Genomic DNA, 18,391 nt, shown 5'->3' on the forward strand with positions numbered 1-18,391 from the left:
CAACTCCCCGGGGCGCCGGACGCGTCGCGCGCTGCGCCCCCACCACAGGATCGAACCGATGAGCCAACTGTCCCCCCTGCTGATCGAACTGGGCACCGAGGAGCTGCCGGTCAAGGCGCTGCCGGGCCTGGCCCAGGCGTTCTTCGACGGTGTTGTCGAAGGCCTGCGCACGCGCGGCGTCGCGCTGGAACTGGGTGATGCACGCCCGCTGTCGACCCCCCGCCGCCTGGCCGTGCTGCTGCCGGGCGTGGGCCTGGAACAGCCGGAACAGCACAGCGAAGTGCTGGGCCCGTACCTGAACATCGCACTGGACGCCGAAGGCCAGCCGACCAAGGCGTTGCAGGGCTTCGCCGCCAAGGCCGGGATCGACTGGACCGCGCTGGAGAAGACCACCGACAACAAGGGTGAGCGCTTCGTGCACCGCGCGGTGACCCCGGGCGCACGCACCGCCAGCCTGCTGCCGGAGATCCTGCGCGAGGCGATTGCAGCGATGCCGATTCCCAAGCCGATGCGCTGGGGCGACCACACCTGGGGCTTTGCCCGCCCGGCGCACTGGCTGGTGCTGCTGCACGGTTCCGAGGTGGTGGAGGCCGAACTGTTCGGCCTGCAGGCCGGCCGTGTCAGCCGTGGCCATCGCTTCCACCACGACCAGCCCGTGTCGCTGGCCCAGCCGCAGGACTATGTTGAAGCCCTGCGCGCCGCCTTCGTGCTGGTCGACCCGCGCGAGCGCCGTGCGCGCATCGTCGCCGAGGTCGAGGCCGCCGCGGCCAGGGTCGGTGGCAGCGCCCGCATCACCGACGACAACCTGGAGCAGGTGGTGAACCTGGTCGAGTGGCCGTCTGCAGTGCTGTGCAGCTTCGAACGCGCGTTCCTGGCAGTGCCGCAGGAAGCGCTGATCGAAACGATGGAGATCAACCAGAAGTTCTTCCCGGTGCTGGATGCCGCAGGCACGCTGACCGAGAAGTTCATCGGCATCGCCAACATCGAATCGAAGGACGTGGCCGAAGTGGCCAAGGGCTACGAGCGGGTGATCCGCCCGCGCTTTGCCGACGCCAAGTTCTTCTTCGACGAGGACCTGAAGCAGGGCCTGGCGTCGATGGGCGACGGCCTGAAGACAGTGACCTACCAGGCCAAGCTGGGCAGCGTGGCCGACAAGGTGGCGCGCGTGGCCGCCCTGGCCGAAGTGATCGCACCCCAGGTGGGTGCCGATGCCGTGCAGGCCAGGCGGGCTGCCGAATTGGCCAAGAACGACCTGCAGTCGCGCATGGTCAACGAGTTCCCGGAGCTGCAGGGCATCGCCGGCCGCCACTACGCCGTGGCCGGTGGCGAATCGACCGAGGTGGCGCTGGCCATCGACGAGGCCTACCAGCCGCGCTTCGGCGGTGATGACATCGCGCTGTCGCCGCTGGGCAAGGTGCTGGCCATCGCCGAACGCGTCGACACGCTGGCCGGTGGTTTCGCCGCAGGCCTGAAGCCGACCGGCAACAAGGACCCGTTCGCCCTGCGCCGCAATGCGCTGGGCCTGGCCCGCACGATCATCGAAAGCGGCTTCGAGCTGGACCTGCGCGCGCTGCTGGCCAGCGCCAACGCCGGCCTGGCCGCGCGCAACGTGCAGGCCGATGTCGGCGAGCTGTACGACTTCATTCTCGACCGCCTGAAGGGCTATTACGGCGACAAGGGCGTGCCGGCCACGCACTTCAACGCGGTGGCCGAACTGAAGCCGGCCTCGCTGTACGACTTCGACCGCCGCCTGGATGCGATCGGCACCTTCGCCGCACTGCCGGAAGCCGAAGCACTGGCTGCGGCCAACAAGCGCATCCGCAACATCCTGCGCAAGGCCGAGGGCGACATTCCGGCGCAGATCGACCCGGCGCTGCTGCAGGAAGACGCCGAGCGCGCGCTGGCCGAAGCGGTCACCGCCGCCATCGACGACACCGGCGCCAGCCTGCACCAGAAGGACTACGTGGCCGTGCTGGCACGCCTGGCGCGCCTGCGCCCGCAGGTCGACGCGTTCTTCGACGGGGTGATGGTCAATGCGGACGATCTGGCGCTGCGTGGCAACCGCCTGGCGCTGCTGACGATGCTGGGCGAGCGCCTGGGCAAGGTCGCGGCGATCGAGCATCTGTCGAGCTGATGCCCGTATCGGTAGTGCCGGCCGCTGGCCGGCATTACCCCGCGCACCGCATCGCCGGTGGATGTCCATCGGGGTCATTGCCGGCATCGCGCACGATGCCGGCATCCTCGCCTGCATTCACGATGATCGCCACAAAGGTGCGTATTTTGACCGCCACTTAACAACCGATCCCGAATGACGTGATGCATTTCGCATCGTCACCTTCGGTCGGTATGCTGTCCCGCATGCAGCCAAAGAAATACGCCCTGCCGCTGATGGTCCTGTCGTTGGCCGCCACTTCCGTGGCCCACGCGCGCGGCACCATCGACAAGGTGGACATCAAGGGATTGGACAAGGGCGACGACGCCGCAATCATGGAGAACATCCAGGAATCGCTGTCGCTGTACGACACGATCGGCAAGGAACAGGGCGAATCACGCCTGGAGTACCTGCTGTCGCAGGCCGAGCGGCAGACCCGCCAGGCACTGGAACCGTTCGGGTACTACAACCCGGTGATCAAGGTCGAGGCACCGCGCGAGGACGAACACGTGCGTGTGCTGATCCATGTCGACAAGGGCACCCCGGTGACCGTGCGCCGCGAGCACATCGACATCACCGGCCCGGCGATGTACGACCAGTACCTGCAGGATGACCTGGCCGCGTTCAAGCCGCGCAAGGGCCAGCGCTTCGAGCACACCCAGTACGAAGCCAGCAAGATCACCATCACCCGGCGCCTGGCCGAGCGCGGCTACTTCGACGCCGACTACACCCAGCGCCAGGTGCAGATCACCCGCGCCGACAACGCCGCCGACATCGACCTGACCTGGGACAGCGGCCGCCGCTACAACATGGGCCCGGTGCGCTTCCAGCAGGACTACTTCGTCGACAAGCTGTTCGATCCACTGGTCTACTGGGACCAGGGCAGCTACTACCACGAGGGCAAGCTGGACCGGCTGCGCGAGTCGCTGACCAAGCTGGACTACTTCAGCGTGATCGACATCCAGCCGCGCCCGGACCAGGCCGACGAGAACGGCGAAGTGCCGGTGGACGTGAAGCTGACGCGCGCCAAGCGCACCATCTATACCGCCGGCCTGAGCTACGGCAGCGAGAGCGGCCCGGGTGTGCGCGGTGGCATCGAGCGGCGCTTCCTGAACAACCGCGGCCACAAGATGAACACGCAGCTGGACTATGCGCAGAAGCGCAAGAGCCTGGTCACCAGTTACCGCATTCCGGCCTTCAACTGGCTCGACGGCTGGTACACCTTCGCCGCCAGCGCGTACGACGAGCAGACCGACTACATCGATCTGCGCAACTTCAAGCTGATCGCCAGCCGCAGCGGCGAGATCAACGAGCACTGGACCGCGATCGCCTCGATCAACGCACTGCGCGAGCGCTGGCGCTACGCGTCCGGCACCGAATTCACCGACGCCGTCTACAACACCTCGACGCTGGTGTACCCGCAGATGGTTGCCGACTACGTCAACGTCGACGACGAGATGTTCCCGCGCAAGGGCATCAGCGGCGCGGCGACGGTGCGTGCCGGCGTGGAAGGCGCCGGCTCGGACACCAGCTTCGTGCAGGCGAACGCCGTGCTGCGCTGGTACATCCCGGTGGGTGAAAGCAACCGCCTGATCCTGCGCGGTGAGGGGGGTACCACCTGGACCAGCGATCTGGTGGCGATGCCGCCGAGCCTGCGCTACTTCGCCGGCGGTGACCGCAGCATCCGCGGTTACGCCTACCGCGAAGTCGGCCCGCGCACACCCAAACCCGACAAATACGCGCTGGGCGCCAAGAACCTGGTGATCGGCTCGGCCGAGTACGAGCACTACTTCAATGGCGGCCCGTGGGGCGCGGCCGTGTTCGTCGATACCGGCAGCGCCTTCGACAACACCATTGACCTGCATACCGGCGTCGGCTTCGGCGTGCGCTGGAAATCGCCGGTGGGCCCGGTGCGGGTGGATATCGCGCACGGCCTGAACAATCCGGACTCGCAGTTCCAGCTGTACCTCAACATCGGAGCGGACCTGTGAGCACGCCCGCACCGAGCCCCGGCACGCCACCGCCGCGCGTGCGCTTCTACCGACGCCGCCGCTTCTGGGCCTGGTCCGGCGTCGGCGTGATCGGCGTGGTGCTGCTGGCCCTGCTGGCGGTGTACTGGCTGCTGCAGACCGTGGCCGGCCGCGATGTGCTGCTGGCCCAGGTGGTGGCGCGGCTGCCGGTGGGCGCCAGCTTCACCTGGGACAAGGTGGAAGGCCCGGTGGCCGGTCCGCTGACCCTGTACAACGTCGACTTCCGCTACGACGACATCCATTTCCACGCCGAGCGCGCGCACCTGGAGCCGGACCTGCGCCCGCTGCTGGGCCGCAAGCTGCTGCTGGACAAGCTGGAGCTGACCAACGCGACGTTGAACCTGGCCAAGAGTGACGAGCCGTTCAAGCTGCCATCGTGGCCGGATTCGCTGCCGCAGATCGAGATGCCGCTGGCGATCCAGGCCGATGCCATCGCCATCGACGGCTTCCGCATCAGCCAGGCCAACGAACCGGTGATCGACATCCGCCGGGTGCGTGGTGGCATCGAGATCGCCAATGGCGAGTTCCAGGCGCACAAGCTGGTGGTGGACAGCGACATGGGCAACTTCACCGCCCAGGGCCGTTACATTCCGGCCGAGGACTACGACACCGATGTGACGGTGACGGCGGTGCTGCCAGCACCGCGTGGGCGCACCGCCGCTACGGTGGGCCTGGTCGCACGTGGCGACCTGTCGCACATGGAAGTGGCCGTAGCCGGGCGCGCGCCGAAGCCGCTGCACGCGATGCTGGTGTTCGATGGCCGCACCGACCCGAGCTGGAGCGCCAGCATCCGCAGCGACGAGCTGGATCTGGCGCTGTTGTCGCCAGCATTGGCGAGCTCGGCGATTGCGCCGTTGTCGCTGGACTTCACCGCCGCCGGCAAGGGCGGCAATGCCAACCTGAGCGGCAGGGTGAAGCAGGGCGACCAGGAGCTGGAACTGGCACCGTCGGTGGTGTCGCTGCAGGACCAGGTGCTGAAGGTCTCACCGCTGCTGGTGAAGGGCCTCGGTGGCGAAGCGCGGCTGGAAGGCACCGCCGACTTCAGCCAGGACGATCAGCAGAAACTCAATTTCTCGGTGGTCGCACGCGATCTGACCTACGTGCCGGCACCCGACCCGAACACGGCTGGCAGCGCACCGGTGCCGGTCACCCTGAAGGAAGCACGCTTCGGCCTGGCCGGTACCCTGAAGGCCTGGGCCGCGATCGGCCGTGCCGAGATCGAACGCGAGGCGCAGAAGGCGCAGCTGCAGTTCGACGTACGCGGCAATGACCAGGCCGCGTCGATCCACCAGCTGCAGGCGCAGACGCCGGGTGGGCAGCTGCAGGTGGAAGGCCAGGTGGCCTGGGCGCCGCAGCTGGACTGGGACGCCAAGGCCACGCTGAAGGACTTCGACCCCGGCTATTTCGTGCCGGGCTGGAACGGCCGCCTGTCCGGCAACCTGGCCTCCAAGGGCCGTCAGCTGCCGCCGCCGGCCAATGCCGCACCGGGCACGGCCGGCACGCTGGAAGCCACCGTCGACCTGCCGTCGCTGAAGGGCATCCTGCGCCAGCGCAACCTTGATGCACAGGGCAAGTTCGCGCTGCAGGGCGCGCAGGGCCAGGGTGACCTGAAGCTGTCGCTGGGTAGCAGCCGGGTGACCGCGTCGGGCAAGGTCGGCGACCGCCTCGACATCGATGCACGTTTCGAACCGCTGCAGCTGAGTGACCTGCTGCCGGGCGCCGACGGCGGCCTGCGCGGCCAGGTGCAGGTGAAGGGGCCGCGCGATGCGCCGGACATCACCGCCGACCTGGTCGGCAACAATCTCAACTGGGAGGGCTACGGCGCCGAGAGCGTGAGCATCAAGGGCCACCTGCCGTGGCGCGGCGACAGCGGCACGCTGGCGGTGCAGGGCCAGCAGGTCAACGCCGGCATGCTGCTGGAGCGCTTGAACGTGGATGCGCAGGGCAGTGTGTCCAACCTGCGCCTGGCTGCGCAGACCCGCAATGAGATGGGCGCGATCGAGCTGCAGGGCAGCGTGCGCCAGCAGGGGGCGCAGTGGCGTGGCGAGCTGGCCTCGCTGCGCATCGCACCGGTGAAGGGTGATGCGTGGTCGCTGCGTGCACCGGCGGCGTTCGCGATCAACGGCAGCACCTACACCCTGTCCGAAGCCTGCCTGGCCGCCGCCAGCAGCGGTGCGCTGTGCGCACAGGCCAACTGGCCGCGCGAAGGCCTGGTGGTGCGCAGTGACGCGCTGCCGCTGGCGCTGGTGCAGCCGTGGCTGCCGCCGCAGTCCGGCCGCCGCATCTACCTGCGCGGCGACGTCAGCCTGGACGCGCAGATCCGCCCGCGCGGCGCGGCCTGGGAAGGCCATGTGGAAGTGCGCTCGAAGGAAGGCGGCGTGCGCCTGGGCGAGAACCGCAACACCGTGGGCGATACCACCCGCGGCGAGCTGGTGCGCTATGACCAGTTCTCGCTGAAGCTCGACATGACCCCGGCCAGCATCAAGGGCTACCTGGGCATGGGCTTCCAGGGCAATGGCTTCGTCGACGCGAAGATGCAGACCGGCTGGGAAGCCAGCGCACCGCTGAACGGTGAGCTCTACCTCAACATGTCGCGGCTGTACTGGCTGGAGCTGTTCTCGCCGGACATCGTGCGCCCGACCGGCCTGATCGAAGGCCACGTCAGCCTGCGCGGTACGCGCGGGCAGCCGTCGCTGGGCGGCGACGCGCAGCTGAGCAACTTCAAGGGCGAATTCCCCGCGCTTGGCCTGACCTTCGACCAGGGCAAGGGCAGCTTCGTGGCCCAGCCCGACGGCTCGGCCAAGATCACCGCGCAGGCCAACTCGGGCCAGGGCACGCTGTATGTCGACGGCGGCCTGTCGTGGTTCGGTGATGCACAGCCGCTGCAGCTGAAGATCCACGGCGAGAACGTGCTGCTGTCCAACACCAGCGAGCTGCGCATCGTCGCCAACCCCAACCTCGACTTCACGTTGGCCAAGGCGGCGATGGAGCTGCGTGGCACCGTGCACGTGCCCGAGGCCGACATCGACCTGGAGCGCCTGGACCGTGGCACCTCGGTGTCCGAAGACGTGGTGGTGCTGGACCCGGCCGATCCGGAAGAGTCGCGCACCTCGCCGCTGGACATGGACCTGACGGTCAGCCTCGGCGACAAGGTGAAGATGACCGGGTTCGGCCTGAAGGGCGCGCTGACCGGCAAGATGCAGGTCTGGGCCAAGCCCGGCCGTGAAATGACCGCCAATGGCGGCCTGGAAGTGAGCGGCCGCTACAAGGCGTATGGGCAGGACCTGACCATCACCCGCGGCAACCTCATCTGGAACTACAACGCGGTGTCCGACCCGCGCATCAACATCCGCGCCGAGCGCCGGATCGGTGATGTCACCGCCGGCATCGACGTGACCGGGCGTGCGCAGCAGCCGCGCGCGGACGTGTGGTCCGATCCGGCGATGTCGCAGTCCGAGGCACTGGCCTATCTGGTGCTGGGACGCAGCCTGACCGGTGCCAGCAGCGACCAGGCGCAGCAGGTCAACGCGGCCTCGGCGGCGCTCTCGGCGGGCAGCGGCCTGCTGGCTTCGCAGCTGGGCGCCAAGCTGGGCCTGGACGACGCCGGCGTGAGCCAGTCGCGCGCGCTGGGCGGCTCGGTGATCGGTGTCGGCAAGTACATCTCGCCCAAGCTGTACGTCGGCTACGGCGTGTCGCTGGTCGGTGCCGGTTCGGTGATCACGCTGAAGTACCTGCTGCGCCGCGGGTTCGACGTGGAAGTGGAGTCGAGCACCGTGGAAAACCGCGGGTCGATCAACTGGCGGCGGGAGAAATAACCCGCTGCCCCTCAACCACCCTCTGTGTCGGGATCGGTCTGGCTGACAACGGCGAAGCAGGGGGCTGGCCTGCGCGGACGAGGCCCGTGCGTGAGCATGCCGTGCCCATCAAGCGCCGACGGTGGCTCGACGGGCGCTGGCGCGGACGCCGTCCGCGATGGGGTGCCTCCAACGAAAGGCGTCAGCATGAGGACGCCAGACACGATGACCACCGAGGCATGGATTGCCACGTGTTTCATGCTGGACGTGCTGATCGCGATAGGGCGAGCGGCATCACCGAGCAATGCCAGCGCCGCCAGAACGGCCAGCACGACGAGAGCGCCCAGCAGGCAGCGGACAATGGCCACCTGCATCTTCATGAGATTGAAGTGCCCGGGTTGGGATACCGCCATCCAGAAGGCGACCTGATCCGTGTCCAGTGGCGCCAGCGTGTCACGGACACCATGCACTCCCAGACGCTGCATCGTTTGCCGCATGATGCCAGCACGCCCGGGCACGCTGGCCGACAGCAGCGATTGCAGCCAGTGCCACGGTCGGGTCAAGCGTTCCATGCGGGCATGGGCCTCGGTTACGGACACCCGGTCATGCGGTCGGTCCAGGGCTGCGGTGAGGGCCGTGTGGTTGCGCGGCTGCAGCTGCCAGCGGCGATGCAGCAGGTTGCGCCGTGCGCGGACCCGGTAGGGATCGATATCAGCCCGGATCTCATCCCAGCAGAAGTATCGACCGAGCAGATCGAAGTTGGACTCGCACAGCGGCTGGCCCTGGTGCAGCAGCTGCTGCAGTACCACGTCACCGATACGCGGCCTGTCGGCCAATGACCACAGCTCCGGGCGATGGGCCAGCCAGTGCTCGAAGCTGGCCGGGTCGGCGTCGCCGGCGGTGTTGATCAGCAGGCGCGCAAACCGGGGCAGGTTCAATGATGGCTCCACCACATCGTCCGGCATGTCGGTGTCGGGCGTGCATGGATGATGCAGCACCGGCATGTGGTCCATCGGCGAATGGCTGTCGTACGGCGCCGGTGGGCCGGGTGGGCTGTTGTCTGCAGGTGGCGTCGACAGCGCTTCTGCACTGCTTTCCTCCTGCCATTGCGTGCGGCTGCGTGCCCACAGCAGGGCCTGCTGGTAAGCCTCGTGCAGCGCCTGGAATGCCACCGGGTCTTCGTCCGGGCGTGCCGCGCGCAGTCTCTGCGCGTAGGCGCGCTTGATCGCCTTTTCGTCGGCGCTGGCGTCGAGCCCGAGAGCGTCCAGTGCCCGGTTCACACGGTGTTTCCAGAAGCAGGTGGAGGCAGGTCGATCGACAGGCGACGGCACCTGTCACGCAGGAACCAGGTGGTCCATAGCAGCAGGACCAGGGCGCAGCCCACTTCGGGGACGAGCATGCCGATGCCCGGTCCAATCAGGTTGCGCGGCCGGAATCCCCGGCCATCCTCGCGCCGGATCCAGCGTGCCGTCGCCAGAGCAAGGCCAGGGAACAGCAGCAACGTACCTTCCAGCCGCAGGTCCAGGCCATGGACCAGGATCAGGCTGGCGAGGGCGATCAGCGGCGCTGGCAACGCCAGCAGCCATCCCCAGCGCGAAGGGGGCAGATCCAGCGTCAGCTGGCGCAGCGCCCAACGGACATGGACCCACAGAGCGCCGGTCAGGGCGAGCAGGACCCCGAGCAGCACGCCGCCTATGCCGAGCGCGGCGGCGGTGCGCAGGTCACGCTGGGCAAGACTCATGAGAGTCGAGCCACCGGCAATCGCGAGCGTCAGGGCAGCCAACAGGCCGCCCCGCAGCGCATTGACCTGGCAACGCCAGCGGTTGGGACGGGAAACGTCGGCAAGGCTGCGCCAGAACTGCACCTGCTGCCGATCCCAGGCGGCGGGCAATGGCTCCTGGCCGCCGCGTTCCAGCGCATCCAGCAGCGCGTTGACCTCAATGATGTGCTCGGGCAGCTGCGCCTGCCAGAGGGATCGTCGCGCGTGCCATGGCTGCGACAGGTAGCGCAGGCAACGCGCAAGGGTGACCCTCCCCAGCCGCAGGCTGCCCTCTTGTTCAAGCAGTGCCGACAGCTCTGCCGCATTCCCGGTCTCGGCGGCCCAGCGTCGATGACCGCGCGACTGGATCGATGCCAGCCTGTCCGGATCCACGCCATCGTGTACATCATCCCAGCCAAAGCAGCGTGCCAGCAGACCCATGTTGGCTGCGCTGACGCTGTTGTGACTGCGTGCCAGTTCATCCAGCAGCGCGTCGCCCACCAATGGCTTGTAGCGCAGCGACCACAGCACCGGCGTGGCCTCCAGCCAGGGGCCGAAGTCTTCAGGGGAAGACAGATGGGCCATGCGCAGGATCGTGTGCGCATGGCCCGATACGTGGACCGCTCCCTCCAGTTCCGCCACTGGTGCCGTGCGCAGCAGCACAGGCATGCCGCGAGGTGGCCATGGAGGCGAGTACGAACGCGTTTCGGGCGGCGCCCATGCCACGTCTGCGTCGGGCGGCCAGGGTGCGATGTCGGTTGCATGCTCCGCCGGTTCGTCTTCGTCCGCGATATCGGCCAGCGCTTCCTGGCGGACCCAGTCCAATGCCGCCTGATAGGCCTCATGCAGGTGCTGGAAGGTGATGGGATCCTCGTCGGGGCGCGTCACCCGCAGGCGCTTTGCATAAGCGCGCTTGACCGCGCGCTCGTCAGCCGTTTGGTCCAGCTCCAGGACGTGCAGTGCCCAGCTCATGCATCGCGCTCGAGGGCGTCGAGTGCCTCGTCCAGCTGACGGCGATGACGCTCGACGGCAACGGCATCCTGGCTCTCCAGCACATGGCGGAAGCTGCTCAGCCACGACTGCAACTGTTCACGGTGATGGATGCGTTCCTCGTACAGGCGCTCGGTGCGGGCGATCACCGCGAGGTTGGGCTGGGCGTCACGCGGGTGGATCTTCAGCGCTTCCAGCGCGCGCAGGCGCTGCTGGATCTCTTCGGGTGACAGCAGCCCGGGATTCTGTTCCAGGATGAGCTCGTGGCGCCTGCCGGTGGCATCCTCGGTGACTTCCACCTGCAGCAGCCCGTTCACGTCGTAGGTGAAGCGGGCGGTGACGCTGCGTTCCTGCATCGGGACAGAATGGGTCAGCGGCACGGTCAGCTCACCGAGCTTGATGTTGCGATCCACCGTCGGGCTCTCGCCCTGGAACACGTCGATGCGGATGGCACTTTGCCGCTCGTGCAGCGGGTAGAAGCGATCCTCGCGGCTGACCGGCACCACGCTGTTGCGCTGGATGATCGGGTGGAAATAGCCGCTGCGCTCGCCACCGGCAGCATCCTGGCGGGACACCTGCGTGCCAAGCGTGTAGGGGCAGACATCGGTCAGCACGACTTCGCGCAGCGATTCGTCACGCGCCTTCAATCCCGCTGCAACGGCGGCACCCAAGGCAATCGCCTGGTCCGGATGGACATGGCGCAGCGGCAGCCGGCCGAACATGCGGGTCGCAAGCCTGCTGACCATCGGCATGCGTACCGCACCGCCGACCAGGATGATGTCGTCCAGCGCCTCGGGCTTGAGCCGGGCGTCGCGGATCGCGCGCTCGATGGGCGCGCGCATGCGCAGCAGCAGTGGCTCGCAGAGCTGGGTGTAGCGAGCTTCATCCAGCTGCCACTGGCGTTCGCTGCCGGCCAGGGGCAACTGCAGGCTGGCAGTGCCGCTCTGGCTGAGTTCGCGCTTGAACAGTTCCAGCCGACGCAGCAGCTGCGCCTGCTCGGCAGCGGACAGGTCGCTGGCGGACGTGCCCTGGTCGGCGTGGAAGGCCTGCACGAGTACCTGCAGGAAATCCTCGCCGCCCAGGAAATTGTCGCCGGCGCTGGCATGCACTTCGACCACGCCATCGAACAGTTCCAGGATGGAGACGTCGAAGGTGCCGCCGCCCAGGTCCAGCACCAGCACGCGGCCTTCGCCGTCACGCTCCTGCAGACCATAGGCCAGCGCAGCGGCCGTGGGTTCATTGATCAGGCGCTCGACGCGGATGCCGGCCAGTTCGCCGGCGGCCCGGGTGGCCTTGCGCTGGGCGTCGGAGAAGTAGGCCGGCACGCTGATCACCGCTTCCTCCACCTTGTGGCCCAGGGCGGCTTCGGCGTCGGCCAGCAGCGAGCGCAGCACCATGGCCGAGAGCTCCTCGGGACGGAAACTGCGCTCACCCAGCCGGGTCTCACGGTCGCTGCCCATCCAGCGCTTGAAATGGGCCACGGTCTGCTGCGGATGGCTGACCAGGCGGTCACGGGCCGGCTGGCCGACCAGTACGGCACCATCGACGAGGCTGACCACCGAAGGGGTCAACAGCTCGCCATGGGCATTGGGGAACAGCTGCGGCCCTGCTGCCGTGTGCCTGCCGATGAGGGAATGGGTGGTGCCAAGATCGATGCCGACGATCATCTGCGAACGTCCGATGTGCAGAAAACGGCAATTCTAGGAGCGCGGCGCAGGCCTGACTATCGGGCGTTGCCCGACAGCGCCCCACGGGCTATGGTCCCGGGCTGTTCTGTCGTACCGGATTGCCTCATGTCATCACGCAAAGCCCTTCCCACCGCCCTGGCCCTGGGCCTGACCCTCGCCACCGGCGCCCACGCCGATGAAGGCATGTGGATGCCGACGCAGCTGCCGGACCTGGCCCAACCGCTGCAGGCCGCTGGCTTCAAGGGCAATCCGGCCGACCTGGCCAACGTCACCGCGCCGCCGCTGAGCGCCGTGGTGCGCGCCGGTGGTGGCACCGGTTCGTTCGTGTCCGCCGACGGCCTGCTGCTGACCAACCACCACGTGGCGATGGGCGTGATCCAGTACAACAGCTCGCCCGAGCACGACCTGATAGCTGGTGGCTTCATCGCCAGGGACCGTGCCGACGAGCGCCCGGCCAACCCGGACTTCCGCGTGCTGGTCACCGTCGGCTTCGACAAGGTGACCGACCAGGTGCTGGCGCAGGCCCGTGGCAAGACCGGCCGTGCCTACTTCGATGCCGTGGATGCAGCCAGCAAGCAGATCGTGGCCGAGTGCGAGAAGGACGGCAGCGTGCGCTGCTCGGTGGCCAACATGTACTACGGCACCGATTTCTACCGCATTGCCCAGCTGGAACTGAGCGACGTGCGCCTGGTGTATGCGCCGCCGCGTGCGATCGGCAACTACGGCGATGAAATCGACAACTTCATGTGGCCCCGCCACACCGGCGACTTCACCCTGCTGCGCGCCTACGTGGGCAAGGACGGCAAGCCGGCCGCCTACAGCAAGGACAACGTGCCCTACCAGGCGCCGGCACACCTGCAGATGTCGGTGGAAGGCCCGAAGGAAGGCGATTACGCGATGCTGGCCGGTTACCCGGGCATCACCTACCGCCACCGCACCGCGGCCGAATTCGCCGGCCAGATCGATACCGTGCTGCCGCGCCGCGTATCGGTGTTCCAGCAGATGATCGACACCATCGAGGCCGCCAGCGCCAAGGACGCGCAGGCGCGTACCCGCTACGCCTCGCAGCTGCAGTCGCTGAAGAACAACCGCAAGCGCGCCGCCGGCGAACTGGAAGGCCTGCTGCGCAGCGATGCGAAGGCCCAGCGTGCCGCCGACGAGACGGCCATGCTGGCTGCCACCGACCGCAGGTACCAGGGTGACATCAAGGCGCTGCTGGCCAACCTGTCGCAGGGTGCGGCGGTGGGCGAGCGTGACCTGCTGCTGGAGCAGATGGCCGCGCAGAGCCAGCTGCTGCGCTCGGCGCTGCTGCTGGAACGCCTGCGCATCGAATCGGCCAAGCCGGACGCGCAGCGCGAGAGCGGCTACCAGCAGCGCGACCAGGCGATGATCGAAGGGGTGCTCAAGCAGGTCCAGCGCCGTTACGCGCCGGAGGTCGAGAAGGCCCTGCTGACCACCCTGCTGACCCGCTACCAGCAGCTGCCGGACGCGCAGCGCGTGGCCGAGTTCGACGCGGCTTTTGGTCGTACCCCACAGCAGCTGGCCAAGGCGCTAGACACCCTGTATGCCGGTACCCAGCTGGGTGAGGAAGCGCAGCGCCTGTCGCGCTTTGCCGCCGCACGCGAAGGCAAGGCACTGGCCGCCGATCCGCTGATCAGCGTGGCCGGTCCGCTGGTGGCCGCGCAGCTGCGCATCGAGAACGAGAGCAAGACCCGCGAAGGCGAGCAGCTGCGCCTGCGCCCGGCGTACATGCAGGCGCTGTTCGCCTGGCGTGCCAGGCAGGGCCGCGCGGTGTATCCGGATGCCAACCGCACCCTGCGCATCAGCTACGGCAAGGTCGAGGCGCTGCACCCGCGCGATGGCGTGACCTACTCGCCGGTGACCACCGTGGCCGGCATCGTCGAGAAGAACACCAACGCCTACCCGTTCGATGCACCCAAGCCGCTGCTGGCCGCGATCGCCAAGGGTGACTTCGGCAGCACCGCCGATCCGGCACTGAAGACCCAGACGGTCAACTTCCTGACCAACCTGGACACCACGGGCGGCAACTCCGGCTCGCCGGTGCTCAACGCCAGGGGCGAACTGATCGGCCTGAACTTCGACAGCAACTGGGAGTCGGTCAGCGCCAGCTGGTGGTTCGACCCGCGCTACAAGCGCGCCGTGCACGTGGACATGCGCTACCTGCGCTGGCTGCTGGCCAAGGTCTACCCGGCGCCCGAGCTGCTGAAGGAAATGGGCGTGCCGGCCCAATAACGCCGGTACCTGGCAGGCGCCCACCGCTTCCTGGTGGGTGCCCATTGATTCCCGGTAGGTGCCCACTGTTAGTGGGCACGGATGTCCCCGTCACGACCAACGGTCGTGACCCACCAGACGGATCAACGATCGTGACCCACTGCCATGCCCCACCCTTGCGGTCCTTCCTCGTGACCTACCCGCACGACCAGCGGTCGTGATCTACTGACCCCTGTCCTGACGGAAACGCACGCGTGGTCTCCAGCTGGATCCTGCTGCTGGTCTCGGTTGCCTATGCCGCGCTGCTGTTCGGCGTGGCGTGGTGGGGCGACCGTCGGCCGATGTACCCCGACCGGCCGTGGCTGCGGCCGGTGGTCTACAGCCTGGCACTGGCCGTGTACTGCTCGTCGTGGACCTTCTACGGCGCGGTCGGCACCGCCGTGCGCAACGGCGTGGGCTACCTGCCCATCTACATCGGCCCACTGCTGCTGCTGCTGTTCGGCTGGCGCATCATCGAGCGCCTGGCGCTGATCGCGCGCAGCCAGAACGTGGTCTCCATCGCCGATTTCATCTCCTCGCGCTTCGGCCGTTCCCGGCGGCTGGCGGCGCTGGTGGCGATCATCGCGCTGATCGGCATCATTCCGTACCTGGCGCTGCAGTACAAAGCGGTGGCGATGAGCCTGCAGGTGCTGACCGGCAACACCGGCCCGACCGGCTTCTTCACCGATCCCGCGCTGTACGTGGCGCTGCTGATGGCGCTGTTCGCCACCCTGTTCGGTACCCGCCAGGTCGATGCCACCGAACACCACCACGGCATGATGCTGGCCATCGCCTTCGAATCGGTGATCAAGCTGCTGGCGATGTTGGCCGTGGGCGTGTTCGCCTACCTGTGGCTGAGCAACCGCACCGACGCGGTGGTCGAGTCGGTGCATACGCTGTTCACCGGCCTGCCGCCGGTGGGCTTCATCTCGCAGACGCTGCTCAGTTTCCTGGCCATCATCTGCCTGCCGCGCCAGTTCCACGTGGCCGTGGTCGAGTGCGGCGATGTGCGCGACGTGCGCCGCGCGCGCTGGATGTTCGGCGGCTACCTGGTACTGATCTCGGGCATGGTGCTGCCGATCGCCACCGCCGGCGTGACCCTGTTCGGCACCGGCGGCAGCGTCGCCGACGACTCGATGGTGCTGGCTCTGCCGCTGGCCGAAGGCCGCAATGCGCTGGCGCTGATCGCCTACGTGGGCGGCTTTTCGGCGGCCACCGGCATGGTCATCGTGTCGTCCATCGCACTGGCCACCATGGTCAGCAACGACCTGGTGATGCCGGTGCTGCTGCGTCGGAGCGGTGACCACCAGGAGGCCGCCGACGTCGCTTCGCGCGTGCTGTGGATCCGCCGCCTGGCGATCCTGCTGCTGGCGCTGATGGCCTACAGCTACTACCGCACCAGCAGCAACGACAGCACCCTGGCCTCGTACGGCCTGATGGCGTTCGCAGCGGTGGCGCAGTTCGCGCCCGGCCTGATCGGCGGCCTGTACTGGCGCGGTGCCAGCCGGCGTGGCGTCGAGGTGGGCATGCTGCTCGGCTTCGCCACCTGGCTGTACACCCTGCTGTTGCCGGCGATGACCATGGCCGGCTGGGTCGATGCCGCCTGGGTGCAGCACGGCCCGTTCGGCATTGAGTGGCTGCGCCCGCAGCAGCTGTTCGGCATGACCGGCTGGGATCCGCTGACCCATGGCACGTTCTGGTCGCTGCTGGTCAATGCGGCGACGATGATGCTGGTGTCCGCACGCTGGCGACCCGGCGTCGACGAGCGCCTGCGCGCTGCCCCCTTCCTCGACCCGTATGCCGAACGCCCGTCGGTAGCCGGCGGCTGGCCCGGCCACGTGCACGTGGGCGACCTGCTGGCACTGGCCTCGCGCGTGGTCGGCGAGCGCCACGCGCGGCGTTCGTTCTTCGAGCAGGCGCAGTCGCTGGGCCGCGAGCTGCAATCCTCGGCGCCTGCGGACCGGCCGTGGGTACAGTTCACCGAGCGTCTGTTGGCGGCCTCGATCGGCGCGGCATCGGCGCGCCTGCTGCTGACCAGCCTGCTGCGTGGCTCGGGCATGGACCTGGGCGAAGTGGTGGCGGTGCTGGACGAAGCGGGGCAGGAGCTGCGCTTCAACCGCGAGATCCTGTCGACCACGCTGGAGAACATCAGCGCCGGGGTCAGCGTGGTTGATCCGGACATGCGCCTGACCGCATGGAACCGCCGCTACCAGGACATGTTCGGCTACCCCGACGGCATGCTCTACGTGGGCCGCCCGGTGGCCGACCTGATCCGCTACAACGCCGAGCGCGGCGAGCTGGGCGAGGGCGATATCGAAGTGCAGATCAACCGCCGCATCGGCTACATGCGCGCCGGCTCACCGCACGTGTTCGAGCGCACCCGCAGCGACGGCAAGGTGATCGAGATGCGCGGCCAGGCGCTGCCCGGCGGCGGTTACGTGACCAGCTACAACGACATCACCGACTACAAGCACGCGGAGAAGGCACTGCTGGAGGCCAACGAGACGCTGGAACAGCGCGTGGCCGAGCGCTCGCACGAGGCCGAGGTCGCGCAGCAGTCGAAGACCCGCTTCCTGGCGGCGATCAGCCATGACGTGCTGCAGCCGTTGAACGCCGCACGGCTGTTTGCTTCGGCGCTGCGCGACAGCGACCATGTGAGCGACGAGCAGAAGCACCTGGCCGAGCGCGTGGATGCGTCGCTGCGTGCTGCCGAAGAACTGCTTGATGGCCTGCTGGACGTGTCGCGGCTGGATGCCGGTGGCCTGCACCCGGTGATCGGCGAGTTCGACGTGAGCGCGCTGATGCGCGAACTGGCCGCGCAGTACACGCCGGTCGCCGCCGGCCGTGGCCTGCGCCTGGACCTGTTCACGCGTCCGGCCTGGGTGCGCAGTGATCGCCGCCTGCTGCGCCGCGTGCTGCAGAACTTCCTGGCCAATGCGCTGCGCTACACCCGCCAGGGCCGCATCGTGCTGGCGGTGCGCCAGCGTGGCAACGAAGTGGAGCTGCAGGTATGGGATACCGGCCCGGGCATTCCCGAGCACCACATGCGGCAGATCTTCGACGAGTTCCACCGCTACCAGCAGCCGTTCGATTGGGGCGAACAGGGGTTGGGCCTGGGCCTGTCGATCTGCCAGCGCATCTCGCGCCTGCTTGACCATCGCCTCAATGCGCGCAGCCGGGTTGGCAAGGGCTCGATGTTCTCGATCATCCTGCCGCGGGTGGCGCCGCTGCCGGGCTATACCGAACTGGCCGCGCCGGTACAGGCCGCAGCCGCGCCGCTGCGCAGCGATTCGCTGGCCGGCCTGCGCGTGCTGTGCGTAGACAACGACGAAGAGATCCTCGACGGCATGCGCGCGCTGCTCGGTCGCTGGCAGGTGCAGGTGATTACGGCATCGACGGTGGATCAGGCGCTGGAGAAAGTGGCCGAGCGGCCGCAGGTGATGCTGGTGGACTACCACCTGCACGACCGCATGGACGGCCTGGATGCGCTGGTGGCGCTGCGTGAAGCCGCCGGTTACCCGCTGCCGGGTGCGTTGTTGACCGCCGATGGCCGCGACGAACTGAAGCGGATGGCACGCGAACGCGGCTACCGCGTGCTGACCAAGCCGATCAAGCCGGCCTCGCTGCGCGCCTTCCTGGGCGCGCTGCGCGATGCCGGCAATAGCGATGCCTGATCGGCAATTGTAGAGCCGAGCCCGTGCTCGGCT

General features: G+C 68.0%; 8 protein-coding genes. 5 read left to right on the forward strand and 3 right to left on the reverse strand.

The window, feature by feature from the left end; translation table 11 throughout:
* Positions 1–58: 58 nt before the first annotated feature.
* The 3 genes from glyS to J3A72_RS02805 all read left to right on the forward strand — a co-directional run bounded on the left by glyS (position 59) and on the right by J3A72_RS02805 (position 7,997).
* The gene (gene glyS, locus J3A72_RS02795) at positions 59–2,134 is read left to right on the forward strand and encodes a glycine--tRNA ligase subunit beta (RefSeq protein ID WP_075075858.1); all 2,076 of its coding nucleotides are present in this window, start codon (positions 59–61) and stop codon (positions 2,132–2,134) included.
* 212 nt (positions 2,135–2,346) lie between these two features.
* Positions 2,347–4,143 carry an autotransporter assembly complex family protein gene (locus J3A72_RS02800; RefSeq protein WP_075075857.1) on the forward strand — a complete coding sequence of 599 codons (1,797 nt, stop codon included), beginning with the start codon at positions 2,347–2,349 and terminating at the stop codon, positions 4,141–4,143.
* On the forward strand, positions 4,140–7,997 hold the full coding sequence (locus J3A72_RS02805) for a translocation/assembly module TamB domain-containing protein (RefSeq protein ID WP_075075856.1): 3,858 nt from the start codon (positions 4,140–4,142) through the stop codon (positions 7,995–7,997). Before J3A72_RS02800 ends, J3A72_RS02805 begins: the two co-directional genes overlap by 4 nt.
* Positions 7,998–8,008: 11 nt before the next feature.
* On the opposite strand, the gene J3A72_RS02810 is transcribed toward J3A72_RS02805, so the two are convergent.
* The 3 genes from J3A72_RS02810 to J3A72_RS02820 form a co-directional block, all read right to left on the reverse strand.
* Complete coding sequence (locus J3A72_RS02810; RefSeq protein ID WP_345776745.1) at positions 8,009–9,148, reverse strand: heat-shock protein; 1,140 nt, start codon at positions 9,146–9,148, stop codon at positions 8,009–8,011.
* Between the two features lie 104 nt (positions 9,149–9,252).
* Positions 9,253–10,707 carry a heat-shock protein gene (locus J3A72_RS02815; protein WP_230374544.1) on the reverse strand — a complete coding sequence of 485 codons (1,455 nt, stop codon included), beginning with the start codon at positions 10,705–10,707 and terminating at the stop codon, positions 9,253–9,255.
* On the reverse strand, positions 10,704–12,392 hold the full coding sequence (locus J3A72_RS02820) for a molecular chaperone HscC (protein WP_032957843.1): 1,689 nt from the start codon (positions 12,390–12,392) through the stop codon (positions 10,704–10,706). The genes J3A72_RS02815 and J3A72_RS02820 overlap by 4 nt, the downstream gene beginning before the upstream one ends.
* 126 nt (positions 12,393–12,518) lie before the next feature.
* Here J3A72_RS02820 and J3A72_RS02825 point away from each other — a divergent pair, with 126 nt between their 5' ends.
* Positions 12,519–14,666, forward strand: coding sequence for a S46 family peptidase (locus J3A72_RS02825; protein ID WP_075075854.1), 2,148 nt, complete (start codon positions 12,519–12,521; stop codon positions 14,664–14,666).
* Between the two features lie 233 nt (positions 14,667–14,899).
* Complete coding sequence (locus J3A72_RS02830) at positions 14,900–18,358, forward strand: PAS domain-containing hybrid sensor histidine kinase/response regulator (protein ID WP_014648893.1); 3,459 nt, start codon at positions 14,900–14,902, stop codon at positions 18,356–18,358.
* Positions 18,359–18,391: the final 33 nt, after the last annotated feature.

The sequence above is a fragment of the Stenotrophomonas sp. PvP093 genome, assembly GCF_017876915.1.
Lineage (GTDB): Bacteria > Pseudomonadota > Gammaproteobacteria > Xanthomonadales > Xanthomonadaceae > Stenotrophomonas > Stenotrophomonas muris.

Coding starts and splice junctions, on each gene's coding strand:
- glyS (WP_075075858.1), top strand. CDS start 59: ATGAGCCAACTGTCCCCCCTGCTGATCGAACTGGGCACCGAGGAGCTG.
- J3A72_RS02800 (WP_075075857.1), top strand. CDS start 2,347: ATGCTGTCCCGCATGCAGCCAAAGAAATACGCCCTGCCGCTGATGGTC.
- J3A72_RS02815 (WP_230374544.1), bottom strand. CDS start 10,707: ATGAGCTGGGCACTGCACGTCCTGGAGCTGGACCAAACGGCTGACGAG.
- J3A72_RS02820 (WP_032957843.1), bottom strand. CDS start 12,392: ATGATCGTCGGCATCGATCTTGGCACCACCCATTCCCTCATCGGCAGG.
- J3A72_RS02825 (WP_075075854.1), top strand. CDS start 12,519: ATGTCATCACGCAAAGCCCTTCCCACCGCCCTGGCCCTGGGCCTGACC.